This window comes from Thauera phenolivorans (genome assembly GCF_001696715.1).
Lineage (GTDB): Bacteria > Pseudomonadota > Gammaproteobacteria > Burkholderiales > Rhodocyclaceae > Thauera > Thauera phenolivorans.
In genome coordinates this window covers 464,635-479,093 of record NZ_MBFM01000002.1, presented here as the reverse complement: position 1 = coordinate 479,093, position 14,459 = coordinate 464,635, and the positions used below count along the sequence as shown (strand labels likewise).

At 71.0% G+C, this 14,459-nt stretch carries 15 protein-coding genes; 9 read left to right on the top strand and 6 right to left on the bottom strand.

The window, feature by feature from the left end; genetic code table 11:
* Positions 1 to 11 precede the first annotated feature (11 nt).
* From BB334_RS05725 to ppk2, 4 genes are all read right to left on the bottom strand, one after another.
* Positions 12 to 1,412 carry a sensor histidine kinase gene (locus tag BB334_RS05725; RefSeq protein WP_068805485.1) on the bottom strand — a complete coding sequence of 467 codons (1,401 nt, stop codon included), beginning with the start codon at positions 1,410 to 1,412 and terminating at the stop codon, positions 12 to 14.
* Entirely contained in the window at positions 1,390 to 2,055 is a 666-nt protein-coding gene (locus BB334_RS05720) for a response regulator transcription factor (protein WP_068805482.1), read from the bottom strand. Before BB334_RS05720 ends, BB334_RS05725 begins: the two co-directional genes overlap by 23 nt.
* A gap of 4 nt (positions 2,056 to 2,059) precedes the next feature.
* Positions 2,060 to 2,392: a PepSY domain-containing protein gene (locus BB334_RS05715; protein WP_068805480.1), complete on the bottom strand. Its 333-nt coding sequence runs from the start codon at positions 2,390 to 2,392 to the stop codon at positions 2,060 to 2,062.
* An 89-nt stretch (positions 2,393 to 2,481) separates the two neighbouring features.
* The gene (gene ppk2, locus BB334_RS05710) at positions 2,482 to 3,687 is read right to left on the bottom strand and encodes a polyphosphate kinase 2 (protein ID WP_232756659.1); all 1,206 of its coding nucleotides are present in this window, start codon (positions 3,685 to 3,687) and stop codon (positions 2,482 to 2,484) included.
* A gap of 159 nt (positions 3,688 to 3,846) precedes the next feature.
* On the opposite strand from ppk2, the gene BB334_RS05705 reads away from it, so the two are divergent.
* Entirely contained in the window at positions 3,847 to 4,809 is a 963-nt protein-coding gene (locus BB334_RS05705; RefSeq protein ID WP_088179150.1) for an alpha/beta hydrolase, read from the top strand.
* A 90-nt stretch (positions 4,810 to 4,899) separates the two neighbouring features.
* Positions 4,900 to 6,084: an osmoprotectant NAGGN system M42 family peptidase gene (locus BB334_RS05700; protein WP_068805477.1), complete on the top strand. Its 1,185-nt coding sequence runs from the start codon at positions 4,900 to 4,902 to the stop codon at positions 6,082 to 6,084.
* A gap of 21 nt (positions 6,085 to 6,105) precedes the next feature.
* Here BB334_RS05700 and BB334_RS05695 read toward each other — a convergent pair whose 3' ends face one another.
* Positions 6,106 to 7,491 carry an alanine/glycine:cation symporter family protein gene (locus BB334_RS05695; protein WP_068805474.1) on the bottom strand — a complete coding sequence of 462 codons (1,386 nt, stop codon included), beginning with the start codon at positions 7,489 to 7,491 and terminating at the stop codon, positions 6,106 to 6,108.
* A gap of 175 nt (positions 7,492 to 7,666) precedes the next feature.
* Between BB334_RS05695 and BB334_RS05690 the strand changes: the two genes are divergently transcribed.
* A complete protein-coding gene (locus tag BB334_RS05690) occupies positions 7,667 to 8,575 on the top strand; it encodes a DMT family transporter (protein ID WP_068805471.1) in 909 nt (302 codons plus the stop codon).
* Here the strand turns inward: BB334_RS05690 and BB334_RS05685 are convergent.
* Positions 8,551 to 9,339 carry a DODA-type extradiol aromatic ring-opening family dioxygenase gene (locus BB334_RS05685; protein ID WP_068805467.1) on the bottom strand — a complete coding sequence of 263 codons (789 nt, stop codon included), beginning with the start codon at positions 9,337 to 9,339 and terminating at the stop codon, positions 8,551 to 8,553. The genes BB334_RS05690 and BB334_RS05685 overlap by 25 nt on opposite strands.
* 225 nt (positions 9,340 to 9,564) lie before the next feature.
* On the opposite strand from BB334_RS05685, the gene tadA reads away from it, so the two are divergent.
* The 6 genes from tadA to BB334_RS05655 all read left to right on the top strand — a co-directional run bounded on the left by tadA (position 9,565) and on the right by BB334_RS05655 (position 14,391).
* Positions 9,565 to 10,029, top strand: coding sequence for a tRNA adenosine(34) deaminase TadA (gene tadA / locus BB334_RS05680; protein WP_068805464.1), 465 nt, complete (start codon positions 9,565 to 9,567; stop codon positions 10,027 to 10,029).
* A complete protein-coding gene (locus BB334_RS05675) occupies positions 10,026 to 10,517 on the top strand; it encodes a L,D-transpeptidase (protein ID WP_068805461.1) in 492 nt (163 codons plus the stop codon). Before tadA ends, BB334_RS05675 begins: the two co-directional genes overlap by 4 nt.
* Positions 10,514 to 10,960, top strand: a complete 447-nt coding sequence (locus BB334_RS05670; protein WP_068805457.1) for a GNAT family N-acetyltransferase — start codon at positions 10,514 to 10,516, stop codon at positions 10,958 to 10,960. The genes BB334_RS05675 and BB334_RS05670 overlap by 4 nt, the downstream gene beginning before the upstream one ends.
* Complete coding sequence (locus BB334_RS05665; RefSeq protein ID WP_068805454.1) at positions 10,957 to 12,258, top strand: NYN domain-containing protein; 1,302 nt, start codon at positions 10,957 to 10,959, stop codon at positions 12,256 to 12,258. The genes BB334_RS05670 and BB334_RS05665 overlap by 4 nt, the downstream gene beginning before the upstream one ends.
* Positions 12,259 to 12,403: 145 nt before the next feature.
* Positions 12,404 to 13,528, top strand: a complete 1,125-nt coding sequence (locus BB334_RS05660; RefSeq protein WP_068806181.1) for a methyltransferase — start codon at positions 12,404 to 12,406, stop codon at positions 13,526 to 13,528.
* Positions 13,529 to 13,542: 14 nt separating this feature from the next.
* A complete protein-coding gene (locus tag BB334_RS05655) occupies positions 13,543 to 14,391 on the top strand; it encodes a spermine/spermidine synthase domain-containing protein (RefSeq protein WP_108722494.1) in 849 nt (282 codons plus the stop codon).
* The last annotated feature ends 68 nt before the right edge of the window (positions 14,392 to 14,459 follow it).

Sequence of the window (14,459 nt, the reverse complement as noted above, 5' to 3'; positions counted from 1 at the left end):
GGACCCTGGCGCTAGTGCGGCGGCAGCGGCAGGCGGACATCCACCCGCAGGCCGCCGAGCGCTTCGGAGCGCCCGTAGTGCGCGCTGCCGCCGTACTGGGCGACGATGTCGGCGACGATCGCCAGTCCGAGGCCGTGTCCGGGGCGGCCCTCGTCGCTGCGCAGGCCGGCGGTGCCGAGCCGCTCGAGCACCGCCGCGTCCGCGCCCGGGCCGTCGTCCTCGACGCTCGCTTCGAGCGACTCGGCCGTGGCGCCGGGGTCCGCGAGGGTCAGGATGACGCGCTGCCGTGCCCACTTGCAGGCGTTGTCGAGCAGGTTGCCGAAGAGTTCCAGCATGTCCTCGCGGTCCAGGGGAAAGCGGCGCGCCGGCACCGCCAGCTCGATCTGCAGCGTGCGCTCACGATGCAGGCGTCGGATCGCATCTGAGAGCGCGGTGAGCTGAGTGCGCGCTTCGAAGCCCTCGCCGCTCGGGTCGCCGCCGGCGAGGCGGGCGCGGCGCAGCTCTCGCTCGATCGTCGCACGCATCGTGGCCAGTTCGACACGCATGCGCCCGGCCAGCTCGCCCTCGCCGCGTGCGGCGAGCTCGTCGGTGGCCTGTCCGAGCACGGCAAGCGGCGTCTTCAGCGCATGCGAGAGATTGCCGGCGGCGTGACGGATGCGACCGAGACGCTGCACCTGATGGCGGGACAGGCGATCGAGGGCTTCGAGCATCGGCCGCACCTCGGCCGGCGCCTCGGTGTCGAGCACCAGGCGCTCGCCGCGTTCGAGCCGGCGGCAGGCCTCGGCCGCCGCGCCGAGCGGGGCGAGTCCGTGCACCAGCAGCCGGCGCTGGAGCAGCAGCAGCAGGCCGAGTGCGAGTGCGAGACCGATCGCCATGCGCTCGCGAAAGCGGTCGATCGCGTCGTCGAGCCTGCCGAGGTCGTCGGTGACGGTGATCGCGATGCCCTCGCCGGGCGGCGCGAAGCGTTTCGTGTACACGAGCAGCTTCTGGCCCGCGGGTCCGCCCATGCGCAGGATTTGTGCGCCCTCGGCGGCCGGCGGCAATGCGAGCTCCTCGTCCCACAGGGAGCGCGAGAGGATCCGCTCCGCGCCGCGTTGGACGATGAAGTAGTGGCCCGACAGCGGCAGGCGATAGGGCGCGCCCACCGCCTGGTCTGCCGCCGCGGCGAGCGCCCCGGGCGGGCCGTCGGCGGCCTCGAGCACGCGGGCGTAGAGGTGGTCGGCGTCGTGTTCGAGGCGGGACAGCATGTAGTCCTCGACCAGGCGGCGCGGGAACTCCTGCAGCGCGAACGCGAGCAGACCGCCGGCGGCGAGCAGCACCAGCGCGAGCGCGAGCGAGAGGCGGTTGCGCAGCGAGCCGGCGCGGCGCCGTGCCGGCGTGCGGCCCGCCTCAGGACCGGCTGCGGAAGACATAGCCCTGGCCGCGGCGGGTCTCGATGCGCTCGGCGCCGAGCAGGCTGCGCAGGCGGCGAACGTAGACCTCGATCACGTTGCTCTCGCGCTCGGCGTCGTAGTCGTACACATGCTCGCTGAGGCGGGTCTTCGACAGCACCTCGTCGGGGTGGCGCATGAGGTAGCGCAACAGGCGGAACTCGGTCGCGGTCAGAGTCTGCTCGTGGCCGTCGTCGGCGACCAGGCACTGGCGGGCCTCGTCCAGCCGCCATTCGCCGGCGCGCATCTCCAGCGCGCGCACCGGGGCCGCGCGCCGCAACAGGGCCTGCAGGCGGGCGAGCAGTTCCTCCTCGTGGAAGGGTTTGCCGAGGTAGTCGTCGGCGCCCGCCTGCAGGCCCTCGACGCGCTCGGCCCAGCCGTCGCGCGCGGTGAGGATCAGCACCGGCACCTCGTTGCCGGCGGCGCGCCATTCACGCAGCACGGCCAGGCCGGGCTTGCCGGGCAGGCCGAGGTCGAGGACCACCGCGTCGTAGGGCTCGGTGGCGCCGAGATGGCCGCCGTCGATGCCGTCGGCGGCGAGGTCGACCGCGTAGCCTTCGCGCAGCAGGCGGGCACGCAGGCGCTCGCCCAGCGTTGCGTCGTCCTCGACGATCAGCAGGCGCATGGCTTCAGCGCTGCTTGCGCTGGAGCACTTCGCCACTGGCGGCGTCGAGCTCGAGCTTGTGCACCCGGTCGGCGTCGTCGAGGATCTTCACCTCGTAGACGTAGCGGTCGCCCTCGCGATCGAGTTCGACTTCGAGCACCTGGCCGGGCTGCGCGTCGCGGCTGCGGACCAGGATGTCCTCCATCGGCAGGATCTTGCCCTGCTCGCGCAACTGGCGGACCTCGCCGACGCGGTTGTCGCTGGCGAGCGCGGGGGTGGAGAGCAGGGCGGCGGCACCGATGCCGGTGGCGAGCGCGGTGGCGATGATGGCGGTGGCGATCTTGCGCGGGGTCTTCATGGCTTGGCTCCTTCTGGAAAGCGTCCGGAAGCGGACGGTGCCACTATGCGGAGTCGAGCCTGAAACGACGCTGAAAGCGGGCGCGGCGCTCACAGGATCGGCAGCGAGTCCTTCTCGCCGCGCTCGTACACCACGTTGGCGCGACCGACCAGCAGGGGGTCGAGCGGGCCGATGCGGTCGAGGTCCTTGTTGGCGTAGGGCAGCTTGTGCAGCACGTAGCGCATCGCGTTCAGCCGCGCGCGCTTCTTGCAGTCCGACTTCACCACGGTCCAGGGCGAGTCGGCGGTGTCGGTGTAGAAGAACATCGCTTCCTTCGCCTTCGTGTAGTCGTCCCATTTGTCGAGCGATGCGAGGTCGATCGGCGACAGCTTCCACTGCTTGAGCGGGTGTGCCTCGCGCTCCTTGAATCGGCGGCGCTGTTCGTCGCGGCTGACAGAGAACCAGAACTTGATCAGGTGGATGCCGCTGCGCACCAGATTGCGCTCGAACTCCGGCACCTGGCGCATGAACTCGTTGTACTCGTCCGGGCTGCAGAAGCCCATCACGCGCTCCACCCCGGCGCGGTTGTACCAGGAGCGGTCGAACAGCACGATCTCGCCGGTGCTCGGCAGGTGCTGGATGTAGCGCTGGAAGTACCACTGGCCGCGTTCGACTTCCGACGGCTTCTCCAGCGCCACCACGTGCGCGCCGCGCGGGTTGAGATGCTCCATGAAACGCTTGATCGTGCCGCCCTTGCCGGCGGCGTCGCGGCCCTCGAACAGGATCACCACGCGCTGGCCGCTCTCCTTGACCCAGGCCTGCAGCTTGAGCAGCTCGACCTGCAGGCGATACTTCTGCTTCTCGTAGTTCTTGCGCGACATCAGGTTGCGGTACGGATACCCGCCTTCGCGCCAGTCGAGGGCGAGCTCCTCGTCGGGGTGGCGCTCACCGCGCGCGGGCCGCGTTTCGCGCCGGAGCAGGGCCTTGCGCAGCAACTCGACCTCGTCCGCCGAGGCGCCTTCCATGATCGCGCCGAGCGCTTCGGTTGCGGAACGGATGTTGCCGCTCAGTGCGGTCTGCATGATGTCGGCGAGGGCGATCGCCTTCGCGTCCTCGGCGGCGGTGGTCGCCTGCTCCACCTCGAAGTGCTCGATGCCCTGTGCGCTGAGGGCCGGGGCGGTGTCGCCCGCGCTCGCCTTGCGCGGACGGGGCCCGCGCGGGCGGGGCGACTTGCGCGATGCGCGCTTCGAGCCGGCCTCTTCAGTGCCGGCAGGGTCGCCGGTTTCTGCAGCGCTGTCCTTGTCGATCATGCTCATTTCCGGGTCTCCGGCGAAGGGGTGAGGGTGGCTGCGGCGCAGGCGCATGCCGCTTCGGATGCGGTCATTTTATCGCCGTGCAGCGCAATGGGAGGCAGGTGGTCCCGGTAGAATTCCGCTTTTGGACAATTCCTGCCGGGCCCCCCGCCCTGTCTGCCCATGCCACTCACCCCCGAGACCCGCTCCCTGCTCGACATGGTCTACCGTGTCGGTGCGCCCAGGTTTCACGAAATCCCGCTCGCTCAGGCACGCCATTCCTTCGAGAAGCTCCAGTTCGCCTTCGGCGGCGAAAAGCCCGCGGTAGCAGCGGTCACCGAGGTGCCCATGGCCCGCGGCGGCGGCGCGCTGCTCGCACGCCTGTACCGCCCGTTCGACACGCACGCCGACGTGGCGCTGCCGCTGCTCATCTACTTCCACGGCGGCGGCTGGTGCGTGGGCGACGTCGCCAGCTATGACGGGCTGTGCCGCCGGCTCGCGAACGCCTCGCATTGTGCGGTGCTGTCGGTGGATTACCGCCTCGCCCCCGAGCATCCCTTTCCGGCGGCGGTGCAGGATGCCCGCTTCGCCTTCGAATGGACGCTCGACAACGCCGAGCTGCTCGGCATCGACCCGGCGCGGATTGCGCTCGGGGGCGACAGCGCGGGCGGCAACCTCGCCATCGTCAGCGCACTCGCGTTGCGCGACGCGGGTGGTGCGCAGCCGCGCTTCCTGCTGCTCGTGTATCCGAGCACCGAGATCCTCAGCGAGCGGCCCTCGCGCCGGCGCTTCGACGATGGCTACTTCCTCGATCGCGAGACCCTGCAATGGTTCTTCGAGCGCTACCTGCCGGCGGGCGAAACCGAAGACTGGCGCGCCTCGCCGATGCGCGCCGCCTCGCTTGCAGGCCTGCCGCCGATGCTGCTGGTGAGCGCGGAGTTCGATCCGCTGGTCGACGACTGTGCCGCCTTCGCCCAGCGGGTGCGTGAAGAGGGCGGCGAGGTGGAGTACCGCGAGGTGCCGGGCGTGATCCATGGCTTCCTGACCCTGGCCAAGGTCTTTCCGGAGTCGGCGCAGACGGTGGCGCTGGCGGCCTACGCGCTGCGCGAACGGCTCGGCGCGCGCGCGCCGCACGCGGGGGGCTGAGCCGCGGCGGGCGGGAAAATCGCCGCAATGCGGAACGTTTCCGCCCCCACGTCCTTCGGACAGTCAGGCCAACTACAGAGGACAGAGCGAATGATTCCCGACATCGACCATGCCTATCTCGAGGAGGTGCTGCTCCAGCTGCTGGCGATTCCCAGCCCGGTCGGCCTCACCGACGCGGCGGTGCGCTATGCCGCCGGGCGTTTCGAGGCGCTCGAGATCCCCTATGTGCTGACGCGTCGCGGCGCGATCCGCGCCACCCTGGCCGGACGCGAGGAGAGGCCGGCACGCGCGATCGTCGCCCACCTCGATACGCTCGGCGCGATGGTGCGCGCCCTCAAGGACAACGGCCGTCTGGCGATCGTGCCGATCGGTCACTGGTCGGCGCGTTTCGCCGAGGGCGCACGCCTGACGATCTTCACCGATGAAGGCCGGCTGCGCGGCACCTGCCTGCCACTGAAAGCGTCGGGCCATGCCTTCGGCGACGAGGTCGACAGTCAGCCAGTGGGCTGGGACTACGTCGAGGTGCGGGTGGACGCGCCGGTGCACGATCGGGCCGGGCTGGCGGCGGCAGGGATCAACGTCGGCGACTGGATCGCGGTCGATCCCCAGCCCGAGATTCAGCCCGGCGGCTACATCAACTCGCGCTACCTGGACGACAAGGCGGCGGTGGCGGCGCTGCTGACCGCGTGCAAGGCGGTGCGCGACCATGGTCTGGTGCTGCCGGTCGACGTCCATCCGCTGCTGACGCTGACCGAGGAGGTCGGCTCGGGCGCCTCGGCCGCCCTGCACGGCGAGGTGGCCGAGCTGGTGAGCCTGGACATCGCGATCGCCGCGCCCGGGCAGAACACCTCGGAGCATTCGGCGACCGTGTGCATGCAGGACATGTCGGGCCCCTTCGACTACCACCTGACGCACAAGCTGATCGCGCTCGCGAAGACGCACGACATTCCCCTGCGGCGCGATGTCTTCAAGTACTACCGCACCGACGCCGCGGCGGCGGTGGAGGCGGGCAACGACATCCGCACCGCGATGCTCGGCTTCGGCGCAGACGCTTCGCACGCCCAGGAGCGGACTCATCGCGACGCCCTCACCGCGCTGACGAAGATGATCGTCGCCTACATGACGAGCGAGCCGGTGGCGCGCCGCGACTGCCGGCCGATGGGCTCGCTGCAGGGCTTCACCGAGCAGTTGCAGCCCGGCGACATGGCGCCGCCGCAGACGCCGCTGCCGGCGCCGGGTGACTTCCTCGATACCTGCCCGCCGGCGAAGCCCTGAGGCCGCGCCGGCCCCGGGCGCTCAGCGCGTCCGGGTCTGCGTTTGCGGCGCCAGGCGCTCGGCCTCGGGCTTGGCGAAATAGGCCCGGGTCATGGCGACGATGACCGGGCTGAGCAGGATGAGCGAGATCAGGTTGGGAATCGCCATCAGCGCGTTCAGCGTGTCGGCGACCAACCACGCGAAGTCGAGGCTCAGCACCGCCCCGGGCAGGATCGCAAGCGTCCACAGGATGCGGAACGGCTTTTCGCAGCGGGTGCCGAGCAGGTATTCCCAGCACTTCTCGCCGAAGTAGGCCCAGCCGAGGATGGTGGTGAAGGCAAACACCGCGAGCGCGATCGCCAGCAGGTAGCGGCCGACGCCCGGCATCGCCGCCTCGAAGCTCGCCGAGCTCAGCACCGCGCCCGAGGCGCCCGAATCCCACACGCCGCTGACGACGATCGCGAGGCCGGTCATCGTGCACACGATGATGGTGTCGATGAAGGTGCCCATCATGCCGATGAGGCCGGAGAACACCGGGTCGCGGGTGGTGCCCGCCGCCTGCGCGATGCCGGCGGTGCCCAGGCCGGCCTCGTTGGAGAAGATGCCGCGCGCCACCCCCATGCGAACCGCCATCATCACGGTGGCGCCGAGGAAGCCGCCGCCGGCGGCGGTGGGTTGGAAGGCCTGCGTGAAGATCAGATCGAGCGCGGCCGGGATGCGTTCGGAGAAGACGAACAGCACGACGCCGACGCAGAGGATGTAGGCCACGCACATGGCCGGCACCATCAGCTCGGCGACCCGGCCGATGCGGCGGATGCCGCCGAGGATCACCGTGCCGGTGAGCGTCGCGAGCACCAGGCCGCTGACCCAGGTGGGCAGGCCGAAGGCGGTGTGCATCGCGCTCGAGATGCTGTTGGACTGGACCATGTTGCCGATGCCGAAGCCGGCGAGGCCGCCGAAGAGCGCGAACGAGGCGGCGAGCCAGCGCCAGTTGCGGCCGAGCCCGTTCCTGATCGCGTACATCGGCCCGCCGACGTGCTCGCCCTTGGCGTCGACCTCGCGGTAGGTCACCGCGAGCACCACCTCGCCGTACTTGGTCGCCATGCCGACGAGCGCGGTCATCCACATCCAGAACAGCGCTCCGGGGCCGCCGACCGCGATCGCGGTGGCGACGCCGGCGATGTTGCCGGTGCCGACCGTGGCCGACAGCGCGGTCATCAGCGCGGCGAAGGGCGAGATCTCGCCTTCGGCGCGCGGATCGCGGGTGCGGCTGCGCGCGATCATGCGAAAGCCGTAGAGGATGCGGCGGATCGGCATGAAGCCGAGACGGACCTGCAGGAAGAGGCCGGTGCCGAGGATAAGGACGATCATTGGGATTCCCCAGACGATGCCGTTGAGCGTGTTGAAGAAGTCGTTGAGCATCTGCATCGGGGCATTCCTGGTTGTTCTGGAAATGGGCGGGCGGCCTTGTCCATGCCGTCGCGCGTCGGAATTGTAAGGGCGTTTTCCAACGGATGCGGCTGAAAATCGGGCCTGGAATTCAGCCTGTGATGAATCGGTGCTATCGTGCCGCGCCCCGTGCAGCCCCCGTCCGAGCCCGCCCATGACCGACAAGAAATCCGCCGCCGCTCTCGCCGCATTCGTCCTGCTGTCTCTGATCTGGGGCTACAACTGGGTGGTGATGAAGAAGGTGCTCGCCTTCGCCGGTCCGTTCGACTTCTCGGCGCTTCGCACCCTGTTCGGCGCGCTGTCGCTGTTCGGCGTGATGCTGCTGCGGAGGCAGTCGCTGCGGCCGCGCGCGGTCGGCCGGACGGTGGTGCTCGGCCTGCTGCAGACTGCGGCCTTCACCGCGCTGATCCAGTCGGCGCTGATCAGCGGCGGCGCGGGCAAGACGGTGGTGCTGGTGTATTCGATGCCGTTCTGGCTGCTGCCGATGGCGTGGATCGTGCTGGGCGAGCGGGTGCGCGGCATGCAGTGGCTGGCGGTGGCGCTCGCGGTTGCCGGGCTGCTGGCGATCCTCGAGCCGTGGGGGACGCAGGGCAGCGTGCTCAGCAGCGTGCTCGCGCTCAGCGGCGGCGCCACCTGGGCGGTGAGCGCGGTGCTGGCCAAGCGGCTGCGGCAGAAGGTGGCGCTCGATCTGCTGTCGCTTACCGCCTGGCAGATGCTCTTCGGCGCACTCGTGCTGTGCGTGATCGCGCTGGTGGTGCCGGAGCGCCCGATCGACCCGACCGTCTATTTCTGGGGCGCGCTCGCCTTCAACGCGCTCGCTGCGACCGGGCTGTGCTGGCTGCTGTGGCTGTTCATCCTCAATTCCCTGCCGGCGGCGATGGCCGGGCTGTCTTCGCTCGCGATCCCGGTGGTGGGCGTGCTCGCAGCCTGGCTCGAACTCGGCGAGCGGCCGAGCGGCGCCGAGGCGCTCGGCATGCTGCTGGTGGGCGCCGCGCTCGGCGTGGTCAGCCTGCTCGCGCTGCGCAGCCCGCGCCCGCCTCAGGCGGCTTCGTCGAAGCGGTAGGCGTCCATCGCGAGCATGCCGTAGCGCACGTCCTCCGCGGCGAGCCGGCGCGCCTGCGCGTGTTCCCCGGCGGCGCCGCGGGCGAACATCAGCGGCAACAGGTGCTCGTCGGTCGGATGGGCGCGAACGGCATGCGGGGCGCGCGCGCGGTAATCGAGCAAGGCCTCGAGGTCATCCTCGGCGAGGGTGCGGGCGATCCAGTCGGCGAACTCGGTCACGTAGGGCTCGGTGGCCACCGAGCCGTCGCGCCACTCGTGCAGGTTGTGGGTGAGGCTGCCGGAGCCGACAATCAGCGCGCCGGCGGTGCGCAGCGGTGCCAGCGCGCGGCCGAGGGCGAAGTGCTCGCGCGGGCCGAACTGCGGGTGCAGCGAGAGCTGCAGCACCGGGATGTCGGCCTGCGGGAACATGTGCATCATCGGCACCCAGGCGCCGTGGTCGAGCCCGCGCGCGCGCTCGGCGCGGGCCTCGATGCCGGCCGCGGCGAGCGCTTCGAGCGCGCGCTCGGCCCATTCCGGCGAGCCCGGCGCGGGGTAGCTCAGGGTGTAGAGCTGAGGCGGGAAACCGCCGAAGTCGTGAATGGTCTCCGGGTGTTCGGTGCTGGTGACCGACAGTCGCCCACTCATCCAGTGCGGGGAGGCGACGATGATCGCCTGCGGTCGGGGCAGGCGCGCGGCAAGGGCGGCGAGTTCGGCGCCGGCGATGCCGGGCTCGACGGCGAACATCGGCGAACCGTGGGAAATGAACAGCGAGGGCAGGGGCGTCATGCGGGGGCCTCCGTTGGGGTTCAGGGTCTGCGCCAGTCTAGGCCAGCGCGTCCGGCGAATAAACGCCCCGGGACGGGAAGGCGTGTTCCATCGGCGCGACCAATCGCGGTGCAGAGCGGCCGCAGCGTGGGGGCGCGTCGCGACTTTTGCGCGAATCGGCGAGCGGACGCGGCGGCACGGGTCGCGCTCCGGTACACTTCGCGCTTTGCAGCGGTCGGATCGACGATGAAGGATGAGGATTACATGCGCGCCGCGCTCGAGCAGGCGCGCGAGGCGGGTTCCCTGGACGAGGTGCCGGTGGGCGCGGTGGTGGTGTGCGACGGCCAGATCGTCGGCCGCGGCTTCAACCAGCCGATCGGCCGCCACGACCCCACCGCCCACGCGGAGATCATGGCGCTGCGCGACGCGGCGCGAAACCTGGCCAACTACCGGCTGCCGGGCTGCGAGCTCTACGTCACCCTCGAGCCCTGCGCGATGTGCACCGGCGCGATCATGCACGCGCGGATCGCGCGGGTGGTGTTCGGCGCGCGCGATCCCAAGACCGGGGTGGCGGGCAGCGTGCTCGACCTCTTCGCCGAGCCGCGCCTCAACCATCACGCCACGATCGAGGGCGGCCTGCTCGCGGACGAGTGCGGTGCGATGCTGTCGAGCTTCTTCGCCGGCCGGCGCGGCCGGACGATGAACGCATGAGCGCCGGTTGCCGCATCCTGATCGACATTGGCAGCCAGACCTTGTCGCTGTTCGGTGCCGACGGCGCCTGCATCCGCCGCTACCGGGTGTCGACCGCACGCAACGGCGCCGGCGAGCGCGAGGGCAGCGGCTGCACCCCGCGCGGCCGCCACCGCATCCGGGCGAAGATCGGCGGCGGGGCGGCCCCGGGTGCCGTGTTCCGCGGCCGTCGGCTGACCGGCGAGCGGTGGACGCCGGCCTTCGCCGCCGAGCATCCGGGACGGGACTGGATCCTGTCGCGCATCCTGTGGCTGAGCGGCGAGGAACGGGGGCGTAACCGCCTCGGCGAGGTCGACACCATGCGCCGCTACATCTACCTGCACGGCACCGGCGACGACCAGCCGATGAGCGTGCCCCTGTCGCACGGCTGCGTGCGCATGCGCAACCGCGACATCATCGAGCTGTTCGAGCTGGTGCCGGCCGGCACCCCGGTGGAGATCGTCGAATGACGGCAGGGCCTAACATCTCCATCCGCGTCCTCGACTGGGCCGAGGCCGAGCCGAAGGCGATGCCGCTGCGGCTGCAGGTCTTCGTCGTCGAGCAGGGCGTGCCGGTCGAACTCGAGCGGGACGAATTCGATGCGGTGTCTAAGCACGCGCTCGCGGAAACCGCCGCCGGCGAGGCGCTCGCTACCGGTCGGCTGCTGCCCGACGGCCACATCGGCCGCATGGCGGTGGCGGCGTCGTGGCGTGGCCGTGGCCTGGGCGGTGCGGTGCTCGAGGCGCTGGTGGCCGAGGCCGCCGCGCGCGGCATGGATCACGCGCTGCTCAACGCGCAGACTCATGCGCTGGACTTCTACCGGCGGCACGGCTTCGTCGAGGAAGGCAAGGAATTCATGGAAGCAGGCATTCCGCATCGGACGATGCGCCGAACGCTCGAGAGGAACACATGAAAAGCGCGCTGTTCGTCGACTTCGACAATGTCTACTCCGGGCTGCGCAAGCTCGACCAGGCCAGCGCCGACCGCTTCGCGCGCCGGCCGCAGGAGTGGATGAACTGGATCATCGATTCGCTGGCGCTGCCCGAGCACGTCGCGGAAGGCGCCCGCCGGCGGGTACTGGTGCGACGCTGCTATCTCAACCCGCAGGCCTACCAGCGCTTCCGGCCCTCGTTCAACCTGGCCGGCTTCGAGATCATCGACTGCCCGGCGCTCACCGGCGAGGGCAAGACCAGCACCGACATCCACATGGTGCTCGACATCGTCGACCTCCTGCAGCACGAGGCGCACTACGACGAGTTCATCGTGTTCTCGGCCGACGCCGACTTCACCCCGGTGCTGCGCAAGCTGCGGCGCTGGGACCGGCGCACGACGGTGCTCGCGATCGGCTTTCCCTCGGCCGCCTACCGGGCCTCGGCCGACCTGCTGATCGACCAGGACGAGTTCATGCGCGCTGCGCTCGGCTTCCGCGACGAGGACGAGGCGGTCGCGCCGGTCGGGGCGACCGCGGTGGCCGCGGCTGAGTTCAGCGTGGCGATGCCGGCGGCGTCCCCCGCGGAGGGGTTGATCGAGCCGCCGACGCCGGCGGAGGCGAGCGATGCGGACGAGGGGCCGGCGGTCGTCCGGCTCATCCGCGAGGCGGTGACGGCGGCGGCCGAGCCGGTCGCCTGCGGGCGCCTCGCGTCGCTGGTGCTGGCCAGTCATCCGGAGCTCGCGGCCGACTGGAAGGGCAGGGGCTCCTTCCGCCGCTACGTGGAACATCTGGCACCTGCCGGCGTGGCCTTCGACTGGAGCGATTCCGGCGGTCGCGCCTACGACCCGGCGCGCCAGCCGCTCGCCGACCGCATCGTCCAGGGGCCGCAGCTCGACTGGGGCGACTTCGCCGACCTGCTGCCGGCCGCGCGGCAGGTGCACGAGGTCACCGGCGTGCCGCTGCTCCATCCCGACAAGTACCGTCAGGTGTTTGCCGCGCTGGCGCAGGACCTCGGCGAGCGTCCCTTCGAGCTCAACGAGACCAGTAAGCGGGTCCGCGATCGCTGTCGCGAGGCGGGCAACGGCGTCAGTCGCGCCGACGTTACCTTCGTCGTGCGCGGCCTGCTTTTCCGCGGGCACGTCTTCGGCGAAGGCCGCGACGACGTCGGCTCGCTGAGCCGCAAGCTGGCGGACAACGTGCGCTCGCTGTGCCTGCGCGAGCAGATGGTGATCGACGGCGCGCTCGACAGCGCGATCAGGCGCTGGATCGCGGGCGCCTGACCGGGGACGCCCGAGATCGGGCGCCCGAGAAGCGGCGACCGATGGCTGGACAGGGACTTACCTTCAACGGACGGGGCGGAAAGTGGACGAATTACAGAAGCGACGGGCGCAGTACGAACAGGCGGCGCGAGACGACGCGCCGCGCATCGAATGGACCGAAGGCGACGAGACGCGCAGTGCGGTCTGGCGCTCGGAGAGCGGCGCACCGGCGCCACGGCGGGTGCAGGTGGTGGACGACACGATGACCGCCGACACGGCTTTCCGGCTGGCCTCCGAGGGAACGTCGCTGCTGTGGCGCGGCGATTACCACAACGCGCGCCAGCTGCTGCAGGCGATCGCGCGCCGCATCGACGAGCGCCGCACGGGGAAGAAGCCGCGCAAGAAGCCGCCGATCGCGATGCCCGAGGCCTTCCATCTCCACCGCCAGGCGCAGGCGCAGCGCGCGCGCACCCTGGGGATGCTGCTGCTGCCCTTCGACGGCGACTACGCGATCCCGTTGCGGCGCGCGCCCGAGGTCGGCGAAGCGTGCACCGAGGCTTGGGGGCCGGCCCCGGGCGAGCCCTTCGTCGCCTCGCTGCGCGAACTGCTCGGGGTGATCGGCGCCCACGAGTGGCGGCGCAAGGGGGTGGAGATCGCGGCGCTCGGCGCGCGCATCCATCCGCACTATGGGGTGTTCTCGCCGGTACGCGGCGAATACCTCGCGCTCGTGCAGCGAGCGCCGCTGCCGGCGGGCACGCTCGCCTTCGACATCGGCGTCGGCACCGGCGTGATCGCCGCGCTGCTCGCCCGCCGCGGCGTAGCGCGCATCGTGGCGACCGAGCAGGATGCGCGCGCGCTCGCCTGCGCCGCCGACAACCTCGGCCGCCTTGGCCTGGCCGGACGCGTCGAGCTGGTGCACACCGACCTTTTCCCGCCGGGACGCGCGCCGCTGGTGGTGTGCAATCCGCCCTGGCTGCCGACGCGGCCGAGTTCGCCCATAGAAAACGCGGTATACGACCCCGACAGCCGGATGCTGCGCGGCTTCCTCGCCGGGCTCGGCGCGCATCTGGAGGCTGGCGGCGAAGGTTGGCTGATCCTCTCGGACCTGGCCGAGTTGCTCGGCCTGCGCAGCCGTGACGAGCTGCTCGCGCTGATCGAGGCGGGCGGGCTGAAGGTGCTCGACCGGCTCGATATCCGGCCGAGCCATCCCAAGGCAAACGACGCGGGCGACCCCCTCCACGCGGCGCGTGCAGCGGAGACCACCTCGCTATGGCGGCTGGCGGCGGCCTGAGACCGGCGGGCGCGATGACAAGCGAAGGGCGCCCGGCAGGGGAGGCGGCGACCGATGCGGCCCGCGACACCGGCGAGGCGCAGGGGCTGGGCGAGCATCCCTTCGTCGCCGAGCACGCGGGACTGCGCTCCCTGCAGTTCGACGGCCTCACCGTGCAGAGCCTGATGTCGCTCGCCGATCCGAGCGCGCTGATGCTCGACTACACGCGCACGATGATGGGCTTCCTGCTCTTCGTGCCCGCGCCGCGCCACATCCTCATGATCGGGCTGGGTGGCGGCTCGCTGGCGAAGTACTGTCTCGCGCGCCTGCCCGACGTGCGCTTCACCGCGGTCGAGATCGACTCCGGGATCATCGCGCTGCGCGAACGCTTCGGCATCCCGGCCGACGACGAGCGCTTCCGCGTGGTGTGCGCGGACGGCGCCGACTACCTGCGCGATGTGCAGGCGGATGCCGACGTGCTGCTGGTGGACGGCTTTTCGGCACACGGCATGCCGCCGGCGCTCGGCAGCGCCGACTTCTATGCCGACTGCCGGGCGACGCTGGCGCCCGGCGGCGTCCTGGTGGTGAATCACTGGTCGGGCGAACCGCGCTACGGCCTCTATGCCTCGCGCATTCGCGACTGCTTCGACGAACGGGTGGTGGTGGTCGGCGCCGAGGACGGCGACAACCGCATCGTCTTCGCCAGCGGCAGCGGCCGCTTCCCGCCGAGCCGCAGCCAGCTGAGCGGCCGCGCCCGCGAACTCGCCTCCGTCCACCCGGCGCTCGACCTCACCGCGCTCGCGACCCGCATCCAGCAGCGCCTCGACCGCCGCAGCCGGCTCACGCCAGGGCTGTGGAACGACGGCGACGCAGCGGACGATTGAGCCCCACGGCGCCTCCCGGACCCCGGGTAGCAGCGGCGACCGCCGCGTCACCACCGCCGTCGCGGCGG